Below are 16,355 nucleotides of genomic sequence, written 5' to 3' on the forward strand. Positions count from 1 at the left end.
CCTCACCAATCGGCTAACAAAGCAAGTGCTTGGTAGGTTATCCTACCGACGTGGGCGTGATCCAGACCTCAGATTCCGATACCGCGACCTCCGACGCGGAGTTTTGCGCGGAAATACGCGACTGGCTGGCCGAAAACCTGGCCGGAGAGTTCCGTGACCTGCGCGGCACCGGCGGGCCGGGGCGCGAGCACGAGTTCTTCGAAGAGCGGCTGGCCTGGGACCGGCACCTCGCCGCGGCGGGCTGGACCTGCCTCGGCTGGCCGGTCGAATGGGGCGGCCGCGGTGCCAGCGTGCGCCAGCAGGTCATCTTCCACGAGGAGTACGCGAAGGCCGACGCGCCCGCGCGGGTCTCGCACGTGGGCGAGGAACTGCTCGGCCCGACGCTGCTGGCCTTCGGTACCGAGGAACAGAAGAAGCGGTTCCTGCCGGGCGTGCGCTCGGTCGGCGAGCTGTGGTGTCAGGGCTACTCCGAACCGGGCGCCGGCTCCGACCTGGCCGCGGTGAGCACCACCGCGCGCCTGGACGGCGACCGGTGGGTGATCAACGGCCAGAAGATCTGGACCTCGCTCGCGCACGTCGCCGACTGGTGCTTCGTCATCGCGCGCACCGAGAAGGGGTCGAGCAGGCACAAGGGCCTGTCCTATCTGCTGGTGCCGATGAATCAGCCGGGCATCGAGGTGCGCCCGATCGAACAGCTCACCGGCACCTCCGAATTCAACGAGGTGTTCTTCGACGACGCCGTCACCGAGGCCGACCTGGTCGTCGGCGAACCGGGCGACGGCTGGCGCATCGCCATGGGCACGCTGACCTTCGAGCGCGGCATCTCCACGCTCGGTCAGCAGATCCGCTTCGCCCGCGAACTCGCCGACATCGAGGCACTGGCCCGGCGGACCGGCGCGGCGGACGACCCGCTGATCGCCGAGCGCATCGACAACGCCTGGGTCGGCCTGCGGGTCCTGCGCGCGCACGCGCTGCGCACCATGAGCGAGGACGTCGACGACGCCGGTGGCGCGTCGGTCTCGAAGCTGTTGTGGGGCAACTGGCATCGCGGACTCGGCGAACTCGCCATGGCGGTGCAGGGCGCCGCCGGGCTGGTCCTCGGTCCCGACGACATGACCGCATGGCAGCGGCTGTACCTGTTCAGCCGCGCCGACACGATCTATGGAGGTTCGAACGAAGTGCAGCGCAACATCATCGCCGAGCGTGTGCTCGGCCTGCCGCGGGAGGCCCGCCCGTGACCGGTCCGCTCTCTGTCCCGCCGCCGTCCATCCCCGGCCACGGCCTGCTGACCGGCCGTAAGGCCGTCATCACCGCCGCGGCGGGTACCGGCATCGGCTCCGCCACCGCGCGCAGGCTCCTGGAGGAGGGCGCTGACGTCGTCGTCTCCGACTGGCACGAGCGCAGGCTCACCGAGACCGCGGAGCTGCTCGCCAAGGAGTTCCCCGAGCGCAAGGTCGGCGCCGTGGTGTGCGATGTCCGCGACACCGCGCAGGTGAACCAGCTGCTCACCGACGCCGCCGCCGAACTCGGCCGGATCGACGTCATGGTCAACAACGCGGGCCTCGGCGGTGAGACGCCGGTCGTCGACATGACCGACGAGCAGTGGGACCAGGTCCTCGACATCACCCTGACCGGCACCTTCCGCTGCACCCGCGCCGCGCTCGGGTACTTCCGCTCGGCGGGCCACGGTGGCGTGATCGTCAACAACGCCAGCGTGCTCGGCTGGCGCGCGCAGCACGGTCAGGCGCACTACGCTGCCGCCAAGGCCGGCGTGATGGCGCTGACCAGGTGCAGTGCGGTGGAGGCCGCCGAGTTCGGGGTGCGGATCAACGCCGTCGCGCCGAGCATCGCGCGGCATCCGTTCCTGGACAAGGTCAGTTCGACCGAGCTGCTCGACGCCCTGAGCGAGCGGGAGGCCTTCGGCCGCGCCGCCGAGCCGTGGGAGGTCGCCGCGACGATCGCCATGCTGGCCAGCGACTACACCTCGTACCTGACCGGCGAGGTGGTCTCGGTGAGCAGTCAGCGCGCATGATGGGCGGCCCCCGAGCGCGGAGTTTCCGGAAACCAAGCAAATGCTTGGTTGTAGGATGACGTTGTGACCGCATCCGACACCGTGAAACGTTCTCGCCGCACCGAGCTCCTCGACCTCGCCGCGAACCTGTTCGCCGAGCGTGGACTGCGCGCCACCACGGTGCGGGACATCGCCGACTCGGCGGGCATCCTCTCCGGCAGCCTCTACCACCATTTCGACTCCAAGGAGTCGATGGTCGACGAGATCCTGCGCGGCTTCCTCGACGACCTGTTCGGCCGCTACCGCGAGATCGCGGCCGCCGGACTGAGCTCGCGAGAGACCCTGGAAGCCTTGGTGATCGCCTCCTACGAGGCCTTCGACCGGCACCACGCCGCGGTCGCCATCTACCAGGCCGAGGCCAAGAACCTGCGCGATGTGGAGCGTTTCGCCTACATCCGCGACTTCAACACCGAGTTCCGCGACCTGTGGCACCGGGTGCTCACCGCCGGCGTCGCCGACGGCAGCTTCCGGCCCGAACTCGACGTCGAACTGGCGTTCCGCTTCCTACGCGACACCGTGTGGGTCGCGGTGCGCTGGTACACCCCCGGTGGCCCGATCACCGTGCAAAGCCTTGCTCAGCAATATCTCACCATCGTGCTCGACGGGCTGACCGTGCCCGGGAGCACCGCGAAATAGGAGTTCCATCATGACCGCATCCGCCGAGCGCCGCCCCTATGCCCCGCTGCGGGAGGCCTATGTGATCGATGCGGTGCGTACCGCGGTCGGCAAGCGCGGTGGCGCGCTGGCCGAGGTGCACTCCGCCGATCTCGGCGCGGCCGCGCTGCGTGGTCTCGTCGAGCGCACCGGCATCGACCCGGCGATCGTCGACGATGTCATCGTCGGCTGCGTCGACAACCTCGGCCCGCAGGCGGGCAACATCGGCCGCACGATGTGGCTGGTCGCGGGGTACCCCGAAGAGGTGCCCGGCGTCACCGTCGACCGGCAGTGCGGTTCCAGCCAGCAGGCGATCAACTTCGGCGCGCAGGCCATCATGAGCGGCACCGCCGAGGTCATCGTGGCGGGCGGCGTGCAGAACATGAGCGCCATCCCGATCGGCGCCGCCATGCTCGCGGGCAAGCCGTACGGCTTCGAGTCCTCGTTCATCGGCGCGAAGGGCTGGGATTCGCGCTACGGCACCGGCGAGGTCTCCCAGTTCAAGGGCGCCGAGATGATCGCCGAGAAGTGGGGCATCACCCGCGAGGACATGGAGCGCTGGGCGCTGCAGAGCCACGAGCGCGCCAAGGCCGCCATCGCCGCGGGTCGCTTCGACAACGAGATCGTGCCGGTCGGCGACTTCACCGTCGACCAGGGTCCGCGCGAGACCAGCCTGGAGAAGATGGCGAGTCTGCAGCCGCTGTCGGAGGGCAGCCCGCTCACCGCGGCGGTCGCCAGCCAGATCTCCGACGGCGCCAGCGCCACCCTGCTCGCCTCGGAGTGGGCGGTCAAGGAATACGGCCTCACCCCGCGCGCCCGCATCCATCACGTCAGCGCGCGCGGCGCCGACCCGATCTTCATGCTCAGCGCGCCGATCCCGGCCACCCAGTGGGCGCTGGAGAAGACCGGCCTGACCATCGACGACATCGATGTCATCGAGATCAACGAGGCCTTCGCGCCCGTGGTGCTGGCCTGGATCAAGGAGATCGGCGCCGATCCGGCGAAGGTGAACGTCAACGGCGGCGCCATCGCCCTCGGACACCCGCTCGGCGCGACCGGCGCCAAGCTGTTCGCCACCCTGCTCAACGAACTGGAGCGGGTGAACGGCCGCTACGGCCTGCTCACCATCTGCGAGGGCGGCGGCACGGCGAACGTGACGATCATCGAGCGGCTCGACGCGGACAAGTAGTCCGGACGAGTTCTGGAGGTCCTCGGCGGATTTCCGCCGGGGACCACACGTCGTTCACCACCAATAGGTCACCACATCCCATCGCTGGAGCGTGCCCGGGAAATCGCAGTGCGCCCAGGATTGCTGGCCGTCCCACGCCATGTTGCCGCGGCGTTCGTAGGTGGCCCAGCTGCTGCCGAACCAGCCCCACCACTGCCTGCATTCGATCCGCACCTGATGCCGGATCGGCCAATAACACTGCGAGTACGCCGAGGTGTTGTTGACCGGATAGGCCGAGCATCCCGACGGACCCCATTGCGCCTGGACCGGCGCCGCGCCCATCACCACCCCCGCGCCGAGCAGCGTTGCCGCCGACGCGCTCACCATCAATTTCTTGCCGAACGTTCTCATCTCCTACCTCCCACCGAGCGTGGGGGCACGATGCCCCGACCTGTGGCAGGGCCTCCGCGCGTCTAGATCTCCGGTGATGACGCGTCCGCGAAACCACCCTTACGTGACTTACATCACATTCCAGCCGGTTGGTGTTACCCTGATCGCCGCCCGGCGGGTGTCGTGCCCCCGGCTTACGATGAACGGGTGAAGGTGCTCGGCGCGTGCCCGCTCGACTGCCCCGACGCGTGCTCGTGGGTGGTGACCGTCGAAGACGGCGAGGCCACCGGGCTGCGGGGGAACAAGGACCATCCGGTGACCCGTGGCGCGTTGTGCGTCAAGGTCAATCGCTATCTCGAGCAGGTCGGCTCGCCCGACCGGCTGCGCTATCCGCTGCGCCGGGTCGGGCCCAAGGGCTCGGGCCGCTTCGAGCGGATCAGCTGGGACGACGCGCTCGACGAGATCGCCACTCGGCTCACCGGCATCGTCGAGGAGTTCGGCGGCGAGGCGATCTGGCCGTTCCACGGCACCGGCAGCCTGGGCTACCTGCAGGGACTCGAGGGTTATCCCGGTCGCCGGATGTTCAACGTCCTCGGTGCCTCGCATCACGCCGCGACGATCTGCTCCGTCGCAGGCGGCACCGGCCTGCGCTACACCCTCGGCACCTCCGGCGGCATGGATCCCGAGGACTTCGCCAAGTCGGAGCTGATCCTGCTGTGGGGCACCAACCCGCTCACCTCCGGTCACCATCTGTGGAAGTTCGTGCAGGACAGCGGCGCCTACCTGGTCTCGATCGATCCCGTGCGCACCAAGACCTCGGAGCGCTGCGACGAGCACATCGCCCCGCTGCCCGGCACCGATGCGGCGCTCGCGCTCGGGCTGCTGCACGTCATCGTCTCGCTCGGTGCGCAGGACGACCGGTTCATCGCCGAGCACACCGAGGGCTGGCCCGAATTCCGCGAGCGGGTCATGGAATTCACCCCGGAGCGCACCGCGGCGATCACCGGCGTGCCGCGGGAGCGGATCGTCGCGCTCGGCGAGCGGATCGCCCGCACCCGGCCGACCGCCATCCGCGCGTCCCAGGGCATGCAGCGGCACGCGGGCGGCGGCATGGCGCTGCGGGTGCTGGCCTGCCTGCCCGGTGTCACCGGCGACTGGGCGATTCCCGGTGGGGGACTGCACTATTCGACCAGCGGTCATTTCCGGCTCGACGACGCGGCGCTGGTCCGCGACGATCTGCTGCCGCATCCGGTGCGCACCCTGTCGATGACCCGGCTCGGCGAGGCCCTGCTCGAGACCGAGGACCCGCCGGTCAAGGCGCTGTTCGTGATCGGCGCGAATCCGGTCGGCTCCAATCCCGATCAGCGCCGGGTGATCGAAGGGCTCTCCCGCGAGGACCTGTTCACCGTCGTGCTCGAACATTTCGGCACCGACACCGTCGATTACGCCGACATCGTGCTGCCCGCCACCATGCAGCCCGAGCACCTCGACGTGATCGCCGGTTACGGCCACCTCTACCTGGTCTGGAACGAGCCCGCCGTCGAGCCGCCGGGCGAATGCCTGTCCACCACCGAGACCTTCCGCAGGCTTTCCCGCCGCCTCGGTCTCACCGAACCGGCGCTCTACGACTCCGACGAGGAACTGGCCAGGCAGCTGCTGAAGGGCCACGACCTCGACCGGCTCAGGGCCGACGGCTTCCTCAAGATCCAGCCCGGCTCGGTCCCGGCGGGCAAGCTGCAATTCGTCTCGGCGCGTGCCGAACTGGCCGGCCACGATCCGCTCCCGGACTACACCCCGCCCGCCGACCCCGGCGAGGGACTGGTGCTGATCTCCGCCGCCTCGCACTACTTCCTGAACACCTCCTTCGGCGGCAATCCCGAATTGCGCCGCCGAGCCGGCGAATCCAGCATCACGCTGCACCCCGACGACGCCGCGGCCCGCGGTATCACCGACGGTGAGCCGGTCCTGGTGTCCAACGCGCGCGGGTCGTTCGAGGCGGTGGCCGAGGTCTCGGACCGGGTCCGCCCCGGCGTCGCCGGGACGACGAAGGGCCGCTGGGCCAAGTTCACCAACGGCGCCACCGTCAACGCGACCATCGCCGAACGGGATTCGGACTACGGCGGCGGCGCGGTCTTCCACGACAACCGCGTCGAGGTGCGGCCGCGCTGACGCGGGGTGGTCGGTGCTGGTGATCCGCGACCGAAGGTGCCACGCTGGATCGAACCCGAACGGCGACGAAGGGACGACAGCGATGCATCAGCACCTCGGCCGTGCCGCGATCGTGGCGGCAGCGGCCTGCGGACTACTTCTCGGCACGACGACGACGGCGGCCTCGGCCGCCACGACGATGGCCCCCACCTACACCCTGGCCACCGGCTGGACCTGCGCAGGGCAGGTCGACGGCACCGCCATTCCCGGCCCCAGCGACTACAGCGGTCCGGGCGAGGCCGCGGTGTATCTGCGCGGCACCTTCTGGAGCGCGACGCCCGGTTCGCACGAGAGCGGCTGCTCGGTCACCGCCACGGTGGACTGGCGCAATCTCGACACCGGTGCGAGCGGTTCGGTCGCGACCGTCGTCGTGGGCGGGCCCGCCGGGCAGACCGGCCCCGCGGTCGACGTCGTACTGGCCACCGGCCCCGGCCGGATCGAGGCGACCGTGCGCACCACGCCGCTGGCGCATCTACCCGCCACCACGCAGTTCACCGTCTTCGCGCTCTGAGCCGAAAAGCGCACCGGACCCGATGCGCACCTCGTGAGTGCGACACCGGGTCCGGTGTTCGATCGCCCCAGGGGACCGACGGTTGGCTCTGGGCCGTCGATCGGGGCGAGCTCGGGGAGGGAGCCGGGTACGGCTCCGGGTCAGTGGGCTTCGGCGGCGGGCTCGATGGTCAGCGCCGAGACGGCCGCGATCCGGGCGACGGCGTCGGTGACGATGCCGTCGATCAACTCGGCCACGGTCGGCAGGCTGTCGATGATGCCGGTGACCTGGCCCGCGGGCAGCACGCCCGCGTCGGTACGGCCCTCGACCAAGCCTGCCTTGGTCAGCATCGCCGAGTTCGCCGCCATCACGACCTGGGACCAGCTCAGGTCCTTGGTCTTGCGCATGGCGAGGCCGTCGCGCATCAGCGTCGACCACTTCATGCCGGTCATGGACTTGAACTTGGCCGCGTTGCCGACCGCGGCGGACAGTCCGCGCCAGCCGCCGGAGTGTTCCAGCTTCTCGACCAGTTCGGTGTTCAGCATCCGGTGCGGCATGCCGTCGACCTTCACCGAAACCACCGTGTCCTGCAGGCCGCGCGCCAGGTACTCCTGCTTCACGGCCTCGGGGACGGTGCTCTCCTGGGTGAGCAGGAAGCGGGTGCCCATCGCGACACCGGCCGCGCCGTAGGACAGCGCGGCGGCCAGGCCGCGACCGTCGAAGAAGCCGCCGGCCGCGACCACCGGGATGTCGACGGCGTCGAGCACCGACGGCAGCAGCAGCGTGGTGGCGACCGGGCCGGTGTGCCCGCCGCCCTCGCCGCCCTGCACGATCACCGCGTCGGCGCCCCAGGAGGCCACCTTCACCGCGTGCTTGGCGGCACCGATCGACGGCACCACCACGACACCGGCGTCCTTGAGCTTGGCGATCAGGTCTTTCTTGGGCGCGAGCGCGAAGGAGGCGACCTTGACCCGCTCGCGGATGAGCAGGTCGATGCGCTCGGTGGCGTCGGTCGCGTCAGCGCGGATGTTCACGCCGAACGGCTGGTCGGTCAGCGACTTGGTCTTGGCGATCGCCGCCTCGAGCTCCTCGTAGGTCATCGTGGCCGAGGCCAGGATGCCCAGGCCGCCCGCGTTGGCGGTGGCCGCGACCAGGCGCGGACCGGCGACCCAGCCCATCCCGGTCTGCACGACCGGATGCTCGATGCCGACCAGCTCGGTCAGCGGGGTTCGCAACCGCGCGCTCACATTGTCTCCGCTCGGCGTGCTCGGGCGGGCCGCGTGGTCACGCTCCGTTGCCGCCTCCGGCCGCTGACCGCTCACGCCGCCACCTCCTTCTCCCGGAAACCCTTGGGGTCGAGCACGGTACGGATGATCCGCAGCTCTTCCTCGGACGGCAGCCTGGTCTCGTCCGCGGTGCCCAGCTCGGCGATCTCGAAGGAGGTGTTCTCGGCGACCTCGTCGGCGCTCACGCCCGGGTGCAGCGACAGCGCGCGCAGGGTGTGGTCGGGACCGTTGAAGTCGAACACGCCCAGGTTGGTCACCACGCGGTGCAGGTGATGGAAGCGATAGGCGGGGTTCTCGGGATCGATACGGTCGTAGCCGATGCCGGAGATGATGTCGACCTGGTCGACGAACACCCGCTTGTTGTGCCGGGGCACGAAGTAGCTGGTGGCGTGGTTGATGGTGTTGCCCGGCGCGCCGCGCACCCCGAACATCTGCCGGGTCGGCTGCTGCAGCGGACCGAAGGCCGACAGGTTCTGGTTGCCGAACCGGTCGATCTGGTTGGCGCCCATCACCACGTGCCGACGGCCGGAGGCCACCACGTCGAACACCTTGGAGAACGGAATCCAGCCCTCGACGGGGGCTTTCGCGCCGATCGCCGGAACCTCGGCGAAGAACAGCGCTTCGCCGTCGGACAGCAACAGATCGGGCTCGAAGGTGAGCCGGGCCAGTCGCGCGCCGATGGTGGTGACCGTCGACATCGGGCTCGCCATGATCTCACCGGCCCCGCGGAAGATCTCCGCGGCGGCGACGACGCAGACCTCAGCACGAGTAATGGGCCCGCCCGTCTCCAGGCCGCCACCCTTCACGGAATCGCCTAGCGATGCTGAACTCATTTCTGCTCCTCGGCGAAAGCGTGGACGGCGGCTTGGTATTCGGCTTCGGAGACATCCAGGTAGCGAGCCTTGAACTCGGCCCACGACTCGGGCGTCTGCGCGGCGGCCACGTAGTGCTTCTGGAACTTCTCGTCGCGGCCGTAGCTGCCGGAGAAGGTGAAGTGCGCGCCACCGGGCGACTCGACGACGCCGTCGACCAGCATGCGGTTGAGGATGATCGACTGCTGCGGAACGGCTTTCACCAGTTCCTCGGTCTCGACCAGGCGATCCACCGAGACGTAGCGCCGCTCGGCGGCCAGGCAGTACAGGTCGTCGAAGTACGGGTCGACGCCGGTGTAGGCGGCATTGCCGTGCTTGTCGGCCAGGTCCAGGTGCACGAAGGAGGCGTCGAGGTTCAGCGCGGGCATCGCGACCAGCGTCTCGGTCCGTCCGTCGGCGGCCGGGTACGGCGACTGGATCGTCTTCAGCTCGCCCTCCCAGAAGTCCAGCACCGAGGACCCCAGTCCGGCCCGGATCGGCAGGAACGGCAGCCGGGCCGCCGCGGCCTGCAGACCGCACTTGACCATGCCCTCGTCCATCTCGCGCACGGTGATCGCGCCCTCGGTGCGCGCCTTGGCGAACCACGGATCGTAGAAGGGCGCCGAATCCAGCGAGACGAAGCCGTAGTACGCCTTGCGCACCTTGCCCGCCGAGCACAGCAGGCCCAGGTCGGGGCCGCCGTAGGTGACCACGGTCAGGTCGGTGACGTCCGAGCGCAGCAGCGCGCGCACCAGCGCCATCGGCTTGCGCCGGGAGCCCCAGCCGCCGATGCCGATGGTCATGCCGCTGCGCAGCTCGCCGACGACCTCGTCGAGCGTCATTCTCTTGTCGCGCATGGCGTCTACTTCTCCTTCTTCTGCGCGGCGAGATCGTCGTCGAAACGCGCCCGGATCTCATCGGCGACACCGGCGAGGTTGAGCTCCATGGTGAAGCCCTGCTCGTAGCGGTAGGAGCGGTGGACGTCCTGCACGTCGATGCCGTTGAGCGCGCGCTTGGCGGCCCGGATCACGCGGCCGTCCTTGTTCGCGATGTTCTTGGCGACCTCCATGGCCGCGGCGTCGAGTTCGGCGCGCGGCACCACCTGGTACACCGAGCCGAAGTGGTGCAGCTGCTGAGCGGTGAGCTTGCCCGCGGTGTAGAACATGGTCCGCATCAGGTGCTGGGGGACCAGCCGGGCCAGGTGGGTGGCCGCGCCGAGCGCGCCCCGGTCCACCTCGGGCAGGCCGAAGGTGGCGTCGTCGGAGGCGATGATGACGTCGGAGTTGCCGACCAGGCCGATGCCGCCGCCCAGGCAGAAGCCGTTGACGGCGGTCACCACGGGCACCTCGCAGTCGTAGACGGCCGCGAAGGCGTCGAAGCACCCGTGGTTCGCGCGGATCAGCGCGGTGTGGCCGGTGTCGGCGTTCATCTCCTTGATGTCGACGCCGGCGTTGAAGCCGCGCCCCTCGGCCCGCAGCACGACCACCCGGGTCTCCGGATTACGGCCTGCCGCCCGGACCGCGTCGGCCAGGGCGAACCAACCGTCGGACGGTAGTGCGTTGACCGGCGGGTAGTCGACTGTGACGACTTCGACGCCCTCGGTTTCGGTGTGACGGTTTATCCCCATCGCAAGTCCCATCGTGCGCGCCCCGGCGAACCCGAGACAAAGCAAGCAATTGCTTGGTAGGTTAGCACGGTGGCTGTAGAAATCGACCTTTCCGAGCAGATCGTTCTGGTGACCGGTGGCGTCCGCGGTGTCGGCGCCGGTATCAGCCGGGCCTTCCTCGCCGCGGGCGCGACCGTGCTGACCTGCGCGCGCAGGCCCGCCGACGAGCCGATCACGGTGGGCGAGCGTGGCACGGAGCACTTCTCCTGCGATGTGCGCGATCCCGACGCCGTCGCCGCGCTGTTCGAGCAGATCCTCGATCGGCACGGCCGGGTCGACCATGTGGTGAACAACGCGGGCGGTGCGCCGTTCGCCATGGCCGACGCCGCGAGCCCGCGGTTCCATCAGAAGATCATCGAGCTGAATCTGCTCGCGCCCCTGCTGATCTCCCAGCACGCCAACGCGGCGATGCAGAAGCAGGACGCGGGCGGCTCGATCGTGATGATCACCAGCGTCAGCGGGCACCGCCCGTCGCCGGGCACGGCCGCCTATGGCGCGGCCAAGGCGGGTCTGGACAACCTGGCGTCCTCGCTGGCCGTGGAATGGGCGCCCAAGGTCCGGCTGAACTCGGTGGTCGTCGGCCCGGTGGAGACCGAACTCAGTCACCTCCACTACGGCGATGCCGACGGGGTGGCCGCCGTCGGCCGGACCGTCCCGCTGGGCAGGCTGGCCAGCCCCGCCGACGTGGGCAGCGCCGCGATCTTCCTGGCCTCCCCGCTGGCCGCGCACATCAGCGGCGCCACCCTGCTCGTCCACGGCGGCGGCGAACGCCCGGCCTTCCTGGACGCCGCCAACGCCAACCACTAGACCCGACCACCTCGGTTTCGGCCGCCTCGCATCCGAGGGGCGGGACGGAACGCCGAAGGCGCAGTGTCGCCCCTCGGATGCGAGGTCACGAGGCCGAAACCCGCGGCGCCAGCCGCCAGAGAAACAGGAGCTTTCCTATGGACGACCAGCAGCAGATCTGCGCGGGCCGCACCGTCATCGTCACCGGCGCAGGCCGCGGGATCGGCCGCGCGCACGCGCTGGCCTTCGCCGCGGCGGGCGCGCGCGTGGTGGTCAACGACGTCGGCACCGCGCTCGACGGCGCCGCGACCACCGAGACCCCGGCCCAGCAGGTCGTCGACGAGATCGTCGCCGCCGGTGGCGAGGCCGTGGCCAACTACGACGACGTCGCCGACTGGGCGGGTGCCCGCAACCTGATCCGGCAGGCCGTGGACACCTTCGGCGGGCTCGACGTGCTGGTCAACAACGCCGGTTTCGTGCGCGACCGGATGTTGGTCAACCTGGGCGAGGACGAATGGGACGCGGTGGTCCGCGTGCACCTCAAGGGCCACTTCGCCACCATGCGGCACGCGGCCGAGTACTGGCGCGGTGAGTCCAAGGCCGGTCGTCCGGTGGACGCCCGCGTCATCAACACCAGCTCCGGCGCCGGTCTGCAGGGCAGCGTCGGGCAGGGCAACTACGGCGCGGCCAAGGCCGGTATCGCCGGTCTCACCCTCACCGCCGCGGCCGAGTTCGGCCGCTACGGCGTGACCGTGAACGCCATCGCGCCCGCGGCCCGCACCCGGATGACCGAGACCGTCTTCGCCGACACCATGGCCGCCCCCGATTCGGGCTTCGACGCCATGGCGCCGGAGAACATCTCCCCGCTCGTCGTGTGGCTCGGCAGCACCGAGTCGGCCGGGGTGACCGGCCGGATGTTCGAGGTCGAGGGCGGCAAGGTGGCACTCGCGCAGGGCTGGCGCCACGGTGCCCCGGTCGACCGCGGCGCCCGCTGGAACCCCGCGGAACTGGGTCCGGTGGTGGCCGAACTGATCGAGAAGAGCACTCCGCCGGAGCCGGTGTACGGCGCATAGCAAACTCCATGAGCGCAGGCCGGGGAAACCTCCCCGGCCTGCGCTTATGGCATGTCACACACGTTCAGGGGGCTGGACGACTCTTGCTCTCTTCTGCGTGGAAGCAGGGGTGGGTTTACTATGGGCTACTGTTCGTCGATCCCGGAATGTGTCGCGACCGGGGGTAATGCTGCGCTGAAATACTAAGGGGATGACAAGCGCATGGCCGTTGGTCGCATCTTGCGCGTACTTGCCGCTGCGAGTGTGCTGGCCGGTTCTGCTCTACTGGGGCCGGCGGTCGCCGTCGCCGCACCGGAAAAGCCACCGACTCCCGCCGCTCAGGCGCCCGGGAGCGGCAGCAGTGGCCAGGGCAACGGTGACAGCGGTCAGAACAACGGCGGTCAGCACACCGGCAACGGCAAGCCCGCCGAACTGCGGCTCCCCAGCGGTTCCGGCGGCGGCGAGCAAGGCAACAGCGGCCAGAGCGACACCGGCGCCGATCCCGCCGGCCCGGCCGATCCACCGCACCCCGCGGGTGCGCAGGTCGCCGGCGAGGGTGAGTGGCAGCCGCTGACCATTCCCGGCCAGGTCGCCCAGGACATCCCGAAGAAGGACGTTGCCGGAACCGGGTCCGCCTCGGGTTCCGCGGCTGCCGGTTCCGCGGCGGGCTCGGCCGCCGCGGGCGCCGTCCTCGGCACGGGTTCGGCCGGTCTCGGCCTGCTGCTCGGTACCGGTTCGGCCGGCGTCGGCGCGATTCTCGGCACCGGCTCGGCGGGTGTCGCCGCGGTCCTCGGTACCGGTTCGGCGGGCGCGGGCGCCGTGCTCGCGACCGGTTCGGCCGGCGCGGCCGCGGTCCTCGGTACCGGTTCGGCCGGCGCGGCCGCGGTGCTCGGTACCGGTTCGGCCGCTGTCGGTTCGGCCGCGGTCGGCACCGGTTCGGCCGCGCTCGGCCTCGGCTCCGCGTTGCTCGGCACGGGTTCGGCCGCGGTGGGTTCGGCCGGTATCGGTTCGGCCGCTGTCGGTTCCGCCGGCGCGGGTTCGGCCGCGGTGGGTTCGGCCGCCGTCGGTTCCGCCGCGGTGGGCTCCGCTTCGCCGCTGCTGTTGCTGCTGATCCCGATTCCCTCCGTGCCTGCCGCGCCCGCTTTACCGCCGATCGCGATCCCGGCCGCGCCCGCCGCGCCTTCGGTCCCGAATATCGCTGTGGCGGCACCGGTTCCGGCCGCGGCACCGCCCGCCGCCGAGGCGCCGGCGCCGCCGCCCGCTGCCGCCGCGCCTGCGCCCGCCGCGAAGCCGAATCCCGAGTTCAAGCCGACCAGCGACAACAGTGGTCTGCCCGAACCCGAGCTGCTGTCGGTGATCGGTGGCCTGATCGCGTTGACCCTGGCCGGAACCGGTTCGGGCGCAGTGAGTTTCCAAGGTGCCGCGGCAGCCCAAGCTCGGGTGAACGCGGCGCGTGCCGAATTCTTCGGACCGAGGTCGTAAGGGGATCTTCGATGAGCAAGAGCAAGACCCAGAGCACCTCCAGGTCCTATCGCCGCGTCGCCGCCGCCGTCGACGCCGTATGCGCGGTAGCCGCCGACTCCGACGCGACCACCCTCGATGAGGTGGTCGCGGCGATCTCGCTGGAGCGTCAGCGCGAAATCGAGATCACCAGTGCGCAATTGGGCCCGGGCGTGTGCGGTCAGCGGCGGTTCTACCCCGAACGCGACATCATCGTCCTGGCCGACGCCCTGCCGAGCCGCGATCACACCCTCGCGCACGAACTGGGCCATATCGTCTTCGACCACGAGGGTGCCCCCGCGGTCGAGACCACCCTCGAGGTCAGCGACGACCTGATCGCCTACATGCTCAGCCAGCGCGCCCACGCGCAGATCGTCGACGACGGCGCCGACGATCTCGCCGAGTGGGAGGCCGAGACCTTCGCGGCCATGCTCATGACCCGGCTGCGCGTATTCAACAACCGGGGCGCAGGCGTCTCGGTCCTTCGATTCGATGAGGCACTCGGATGACACTCTGGTTGACAGCCCTGCTGGTCTGGGTTGCCGCGGGTGCGCGAGTGGGGCGCGTGCTGGTGAAGCCCGCGACGACCGCCCGCGTCGCCATCGTCGTCGCGGTCTCCGCTGTCGCGCTCGCGGCGACCGTCGCCATTCCCGATATCGCGGTGGCGATCGATAATCTGCTGCCCGGCGGGGTGCGTAGCGGGTGGTTGTCCACCGGCATCGTGGATTCGGCGTGGATTTTGTTCACCACCGCCACCTCGGTGGTCGCCTCGGCCGCGTGGCCGGTGGTCTCGCGCCGCAATCTGCGCCAGATCGCCATGGTGGTCTACGGCATCGGCGCGCTCGCTATCGCCATCACCCTGGGGTGGTCGTTCACCTTCGGCTGGATCGTGGTCGCGCTCGGCGCGGTGTTCGTCGTGACCACCGGTCTGCGCAATCTGGACTGGACCACCCTGGGTCGCGGTATCGCGATCTACACGGCGGGAACGGCTTTGGTGGCCGTGCTCGCGGTCGCCAACGCGGGCCGCGCCTTCCAGCACGCCGAGCCCACCCCGCCCGGCGAGCCGACCTGGGGCTGGCAGGCCTGGGAGATCGCGAGTCTGCTCATCGCGTTCGGTGCGGTGTCGATCGTGATCGAGTTGTGGTGGCGGGCCCGGATTCTGCTGCGCCGGATCCGGCCGCTGCACAAGCTGATGATCGGCCGCTTCCCCGATGTGGTCGCGCCCGAACAGAACGCCACGTCGACGCAGCTCAAGGCATCCGACCACGTGGCCCAGGTGATGGACGCGCTGTACCTGCTCTCCGGCAGCGGCATCGTCATCCCGGCGGCGGGCGAGCCGCCCACGTCGGTCGCGGAGCGGGCCGCGGTCGTCGCCGAGTGGGTACGAGATCCGTTGGGGGACTTGTTCGTCGACGCGCGCTGGATCGCGCCGCCGCCCGGGGTCAGCCCGCGCGGTTGGGTGCTGGCGATCGCGTCCGAGTACGACGCGGCGGTCGCCGCCGCCGGCGCCGCGCCGAAGAGCACCGCCGCCTCGAACTGAGCCGGGCACAGAGAACGGGCCTGAGCTGGTGGATCACACCGTCTCAGGCCCGTTCACTGTGCACGTATCCGTCTTTCACGGCCGGTCCCAGGACACCATCAGGTGCGTCAGGCCGACCGCGCTGTGGTTCCTATTCCGTTCCGTCCGGCGGAATTTCGGGCAAACCTTCGCTGGCCCGCAACTTCTCCGCCATGGAGGTGAGCAAATTCTGTGATTCTTCCGAGAGGTCGAATGCCCTGCTGGACAGTCGACGCAGCCCGTAGCCCTGCAGCTGCGCGAGCAGCTCCAGGTCGTGATCGATCTTGGCCGCGTAGATGTCGTTGAAGAAGTAGTCAGGCTTGACCTTGAAGAACTTCGCCAGGGCGGCCACCGTCTCGTCGGACGGGTTCGTTCGTTGTCCCGACCGCAACTGCGAGAGATACGGCTTCGAGATCGGATGCCCGGAGGCAGTCAGCGCAGCCGCAACCTCTGCGTTGGTGTGCGGCTTGCGCCCCGGGGGATGCACGGTTTCGAACAGCTTGTTCAGCCGCGCCGCGAAATCAGCCATTGTGAGCCGCCCAATTCCCTTCACTGTACTAACAGTCGTTATCTCGGATACGTATCATTGATATTAGCGGCTCAGTAACTGAAAACCTACGCCTGATTCGGGATTTCTCTACGGTTTCCGACGCTCACCTGCGTGCAGGGGCCGCG

General features: G+C 69.7%; 17 protein-coding genes. 11 read left to right on the forward strand and 6 right to left on the reverse strand.

Annotated elements, in window-relative coordinates; translation table 11 throughout:
• The first annotated feature begins 50 nt into the window (after positions 1-50).
• The 4 genes from Q7X29_RS04950 to Q7X29_RS04965 all read left to right on the forward strand — a co-directional run bounded on the left by Q7X29_RS04950 (position 51) and on the right by Q7X29_RS04965 (position 3,914).
• Positions 51-1,238, forward strand: a complete 1,188-nt coding sequence (locus Q7X29_RS04950) for an acyl-CoA dehydrogenase family protein (protein ID WP_218716603.1) — start codon at positions 51-53, stop codon at positions 1,236-1,238.
• On the forward strand, positions 1,235-2,032 hold the full coding sequence (locus Q7X29_RS04955; protein WP_218716604.1) for an SDR family oxidoreductase: 798 nt from the start codon (positions 1,235-1,237) through the stop codon (positions 2,030-2,032). Before Q7X29_RS04950 ends, Q7X29_RS04955 begins: the two co-directional genes overlap by 4 nt.
• A gap of 63 nt (positions 2,033-2,095) precedes the next feature.
• The gene (locus Q7X29_RS04960; RefSeq protein WP_218716605.1) at positions 2,096-2,707 is read left to right on the forward strand and encodes a TetR/AcrR family transcriptional regulator; all 612 of its coding nucleotides are present in this window, start codon (positions 2,096-2,098) and stop codon (positions 2,705-2,707) included.
• 46 nt (positions 2,708-2,753) lie between these two features.
• The gene (locus Q7X29_RS04965; RefSeq protein WP_218716615.1) at positions 2,754-3,914 is read left to right on the forward strand and encodes an acetyl-CoA C-acetyltransferase; all 1,161 of its coding nucleotides are present in this window, start codon (positions 2,754-2,756) and stop codon (positions 3,912-3,914) included.
• Positions 3,915-3,968: 54 nt separating this feature from the next.
• On the opposite strand, the gene Q7X29_RS04970 is transcribed toward Q7X29_RS04965, so the two are convergent.
• On the reverse strand, positions 3,969-4,304 hold the full coding sequence (locus Q7X29_RS04970) for a hypothetical protein (RefSeq protein WP_218716606.1): 336 nt from the start codon (positions 4,302-4,304) through the stop codon (positions 3,969-3,971).
• 186 nt (positions 4,305-4,490) lie between these two features.
• Here Q7X29_RS04970 and Q7X29_RS04975 point away from each other — a divergent pair, with 186 nt between their 5' ends.
• Both Q7X29_RS04975 and Q7X29_RS04980 read left to right on the forward strand, forming a co-directional pair.
• On the forward strand, positions 4,491-6,452 hold the full coding sequence (locus Q7X29_RS04975) for a molybdopterin-containing oxidoreductase family protein (RefSeq protein ID WP_316573404.1): 1,962 nt from the start codon (positions 4,491-4,493) through the stop codon (positions 6,450-6,452).
• Between the two features lie 82 nt (positions 6,453-6,534).
• Entirely contained in the window at positions 6,535-7,002 is a 468-nt protein-coding gene (locus tag Q7X29_RS04980) for a hypothetical protein (RefSeq protein ID WP_316573405.1), read from the forward strand.
• Positions 7,003-7,142: 140 nt separating this feature from the next.
• Here Q7X29_RS04980 and Q7X29_RS04985 read toward each other — a convergent pair whose 3' ends face one another.
• From Q7X29_RS04985 to Q7X29_RS05000, 4 genes are all read right to left on the reverse strand, one after another.
• The gene (locus Q7X29_RS04985) at positions 7,143-8,228 is read right to left on the reverse strand and encodes an NAD(P)H-dependent flavin oxidoreductase (RefSeq protein WP_316573703.1); all 1,086 of its coding nucleotides are present in this window, start codon (positions 8,226-8,228) and stop codon (positions 7,143-7,145) included.
• Between the two features lie 71 nt (positions 8,229-8,299).
• Positions 8,300-9,100 (reverse strand): CoA-transferase subunit beta, encoded by an 801-nt coding sequence (locus tag Q7X29_RS04990; protein ID WP_316573406.1) that lies wholly within the window; start codon positions 9,098-9,100, stop codon positions 8,300-8,302.
• The gene (locus Q7X29_RS04995; protein ID WP_218716610.1) at positions 9,097-9,975 is read right to left on the reverse strand and encodes a CoA transferase subunit A; all 879 of its coding nucleotides are present in this window, start codon (positions 9,973-9,975) and stop codon (positions 9,097-9,099) included. The genes Q7X29_RS04990 and Q7X29_RS04995 overlap by 4 nt, the downstream gene beginning before the upstream one ends.
• Positions 9,976-9,980: 5 nt before the next feature.
• Positions 9,981-10,745 (reverse strand): enoyl-CoA hydratase family protein, encoded by a 765-nt coding sequence (locus Q7X29_RS05000; protein ID WP_218716611.1) that lies wholly within the window; start codon positions 10,743-10,745, stop codon positions 9,981-9,983.
• A 69-nt stretch (positions 10,746-10,814) separates the two neighbouring features.
• Here Q7X29_RS05000 and Q7X29_RS05005 point away from each other — a divergent pair, with 69 nt between their 5' ends.
• The 5 genes from Q7X29_RS05005 (at position 10,815) to Q7X29_RS05025 (ending at position 15,662) form a co-directional block, all read left to right on the forward strand.
• Entirely contained in the window at positions 10,815-11,591 is a 777-nt protein-coding gene (locus tag Q7X29_RS05005) for an SDR family oxidoreductase (RefSeq protein ID WP_218716612.1), read from the forward strand.
• A 137-nt stretch (positions 11,592-11,728) separates the two neighbouring features.
• Complete coding sequence (locus tag Q7X29_RS05010) at positions 11,729-12,643, forward strand: SDR family oxidoreductase (RefSeq protein WP_316573407.1); 915 nt, start codon at positions 11,729-11,731, stop codon at positions 12,641-12,643.
• Between the two features lie 201 nt (positions 12,644-12,844).
• On the forward strand, positions 12,845-14,104 hold the full coding sequence (locus Q7X29_RS05015; RefSeq protein WP_316573408.1) for a hypothetical protein: 1,260 nt from the start codon (positions 12,845-12,847) through the stop codon (positions 14,102-14,104).
• 11 nt (positions 14,105-14,115) lie between these two features.
• Positions 14,116-14,631, forward strand: a complete 516-nt coding sequence (locus Q7X29_RS05020; RefSeq protein ID WP_019044757.1) for an ImmA/IrrE family metallo-endopeptidase — start codon at positions 14,116-14,118, stop codon at positions 14,629-14,631.
• Positions 14,628-15,662 (forward strand): hypothetical protein, encoded by a 1,035-nt coding sequence (locus Q7X29_RS05025; protein WP_218718693.1) that lies wholly within the window; start codon positions 14,628-14,630, stop codon positions 15,660-15,662. The genes Q7X29_RS05020 and Q7X29_RS05025 overlap by 4 nt, the downstream gene beginning before the upstream one ends.
• A gap of 130 nt (positions 15,663-15,792) precedes the next feature.
• Here the strand turns inward: Q7X29_RS05025 and Q7X29_RS05030 are convergent, their stop codons facing one another.
• Complete coding sequence (locus Q7X29_RS05030) at positions 15,793-16,209, reverse strand: helix-turn-helix domain-containing protein (protein ID WP_019044759.1); 417 nt, start codon at positions 16,207-16,209, stop codon at positions 15,793-15,795.
• Between the last annotated feature and the right edge of the window lie 146 nt (positions 16,210-16,355).

Source organism: Nocardia canadensis, from assembly GCF_032656385.1.
GTDB lineage: Bacteria > Actinomycetota > Actinomycetes > Mycobacteriales > Mycobacteriaceae > Nocardia > Nocardia canadensis.

What these genes read in the sequence shown, in the direction of transcription:
- Q7X29_RS04990 (WP_316573406.1), bottom strand. Translation starts at nt 9,100, where the DNA reads ATGAGTTCAGCATCGCTAGGCGATTCCGTGAAGGGTGGCGGCCTGGAG.
- Q7X29_RS05030 (WP_019044759.1), bottom strand. Translation starts at nt 16,209, where the DNA reads ATGGCTGATTTCGCGGCGCGGCTGAACAAGCTGTTCGAAACCGTGCAT.
- Q7X29_RS04970 (WP_218716606.1), bottom strand. Translation starts at nt 4,304, where the DNA reads ATGAGAACGTTCGGCAAGAAATTGATGGTGAGCGCGTCGGCGGCAACG.
- Q7X29_RS05000 (WP_218716611.1), bottom strand. Translation starts at nt 10,745, where the DNA reads ATGGGGATAAACCGTCACACCGAAACCGAGGGCGTCGAAGTCGTCACA.
- Q7X29_RS05010 (WP_316573407.1), top strand. Translation starts at nt 11,729, where the DNA reads ATGGACGACCAGCAGCAGATCTGCGCGGGCCGCACCGTCATCGTCACC.
- Q7X29_RS04995 (WP_218716610.1), bottom strand. Translation starts at nt 9,975, where the DNA reads ATGCGCGACAAGAGAATGACGCTCGACGAGGTCGTCGGCGAGCTGCGC.
- Q7X29_RS05020 (WP_019044757.1), top strand. Translation starts at nt 14,116, where the DNA reads ATGAGCAAGAGCAAGACCCAGAGCACCTCCAGGTCCTATCGCCGCGTC.
- Q7X29_RS05025 (WP_218718693.1), top strand. Translation starts at nt 14,628, where the DNA reads ATGACACTCTGGTTGACAGCCCTGCTGGTCTGGGTTGCCGCGGGTGCG.
- Q7X29_RS05015 (WP_316573408.1), top strand. Translation starts at nt 12,845, where the DNA reads ATGGCCGTTGGTCGCATCTTGCGCGTACTTGCCGCTGCGAGTGTGCTG.
- Q7X29_RS04980 (WP_316573405.1), top strand. Translation starts at nt 6,535, where the DNA reads ATGCATCAGCACCTCGGCCGTGCCGCGATCGTGGCGGCAGCGGCCTGC.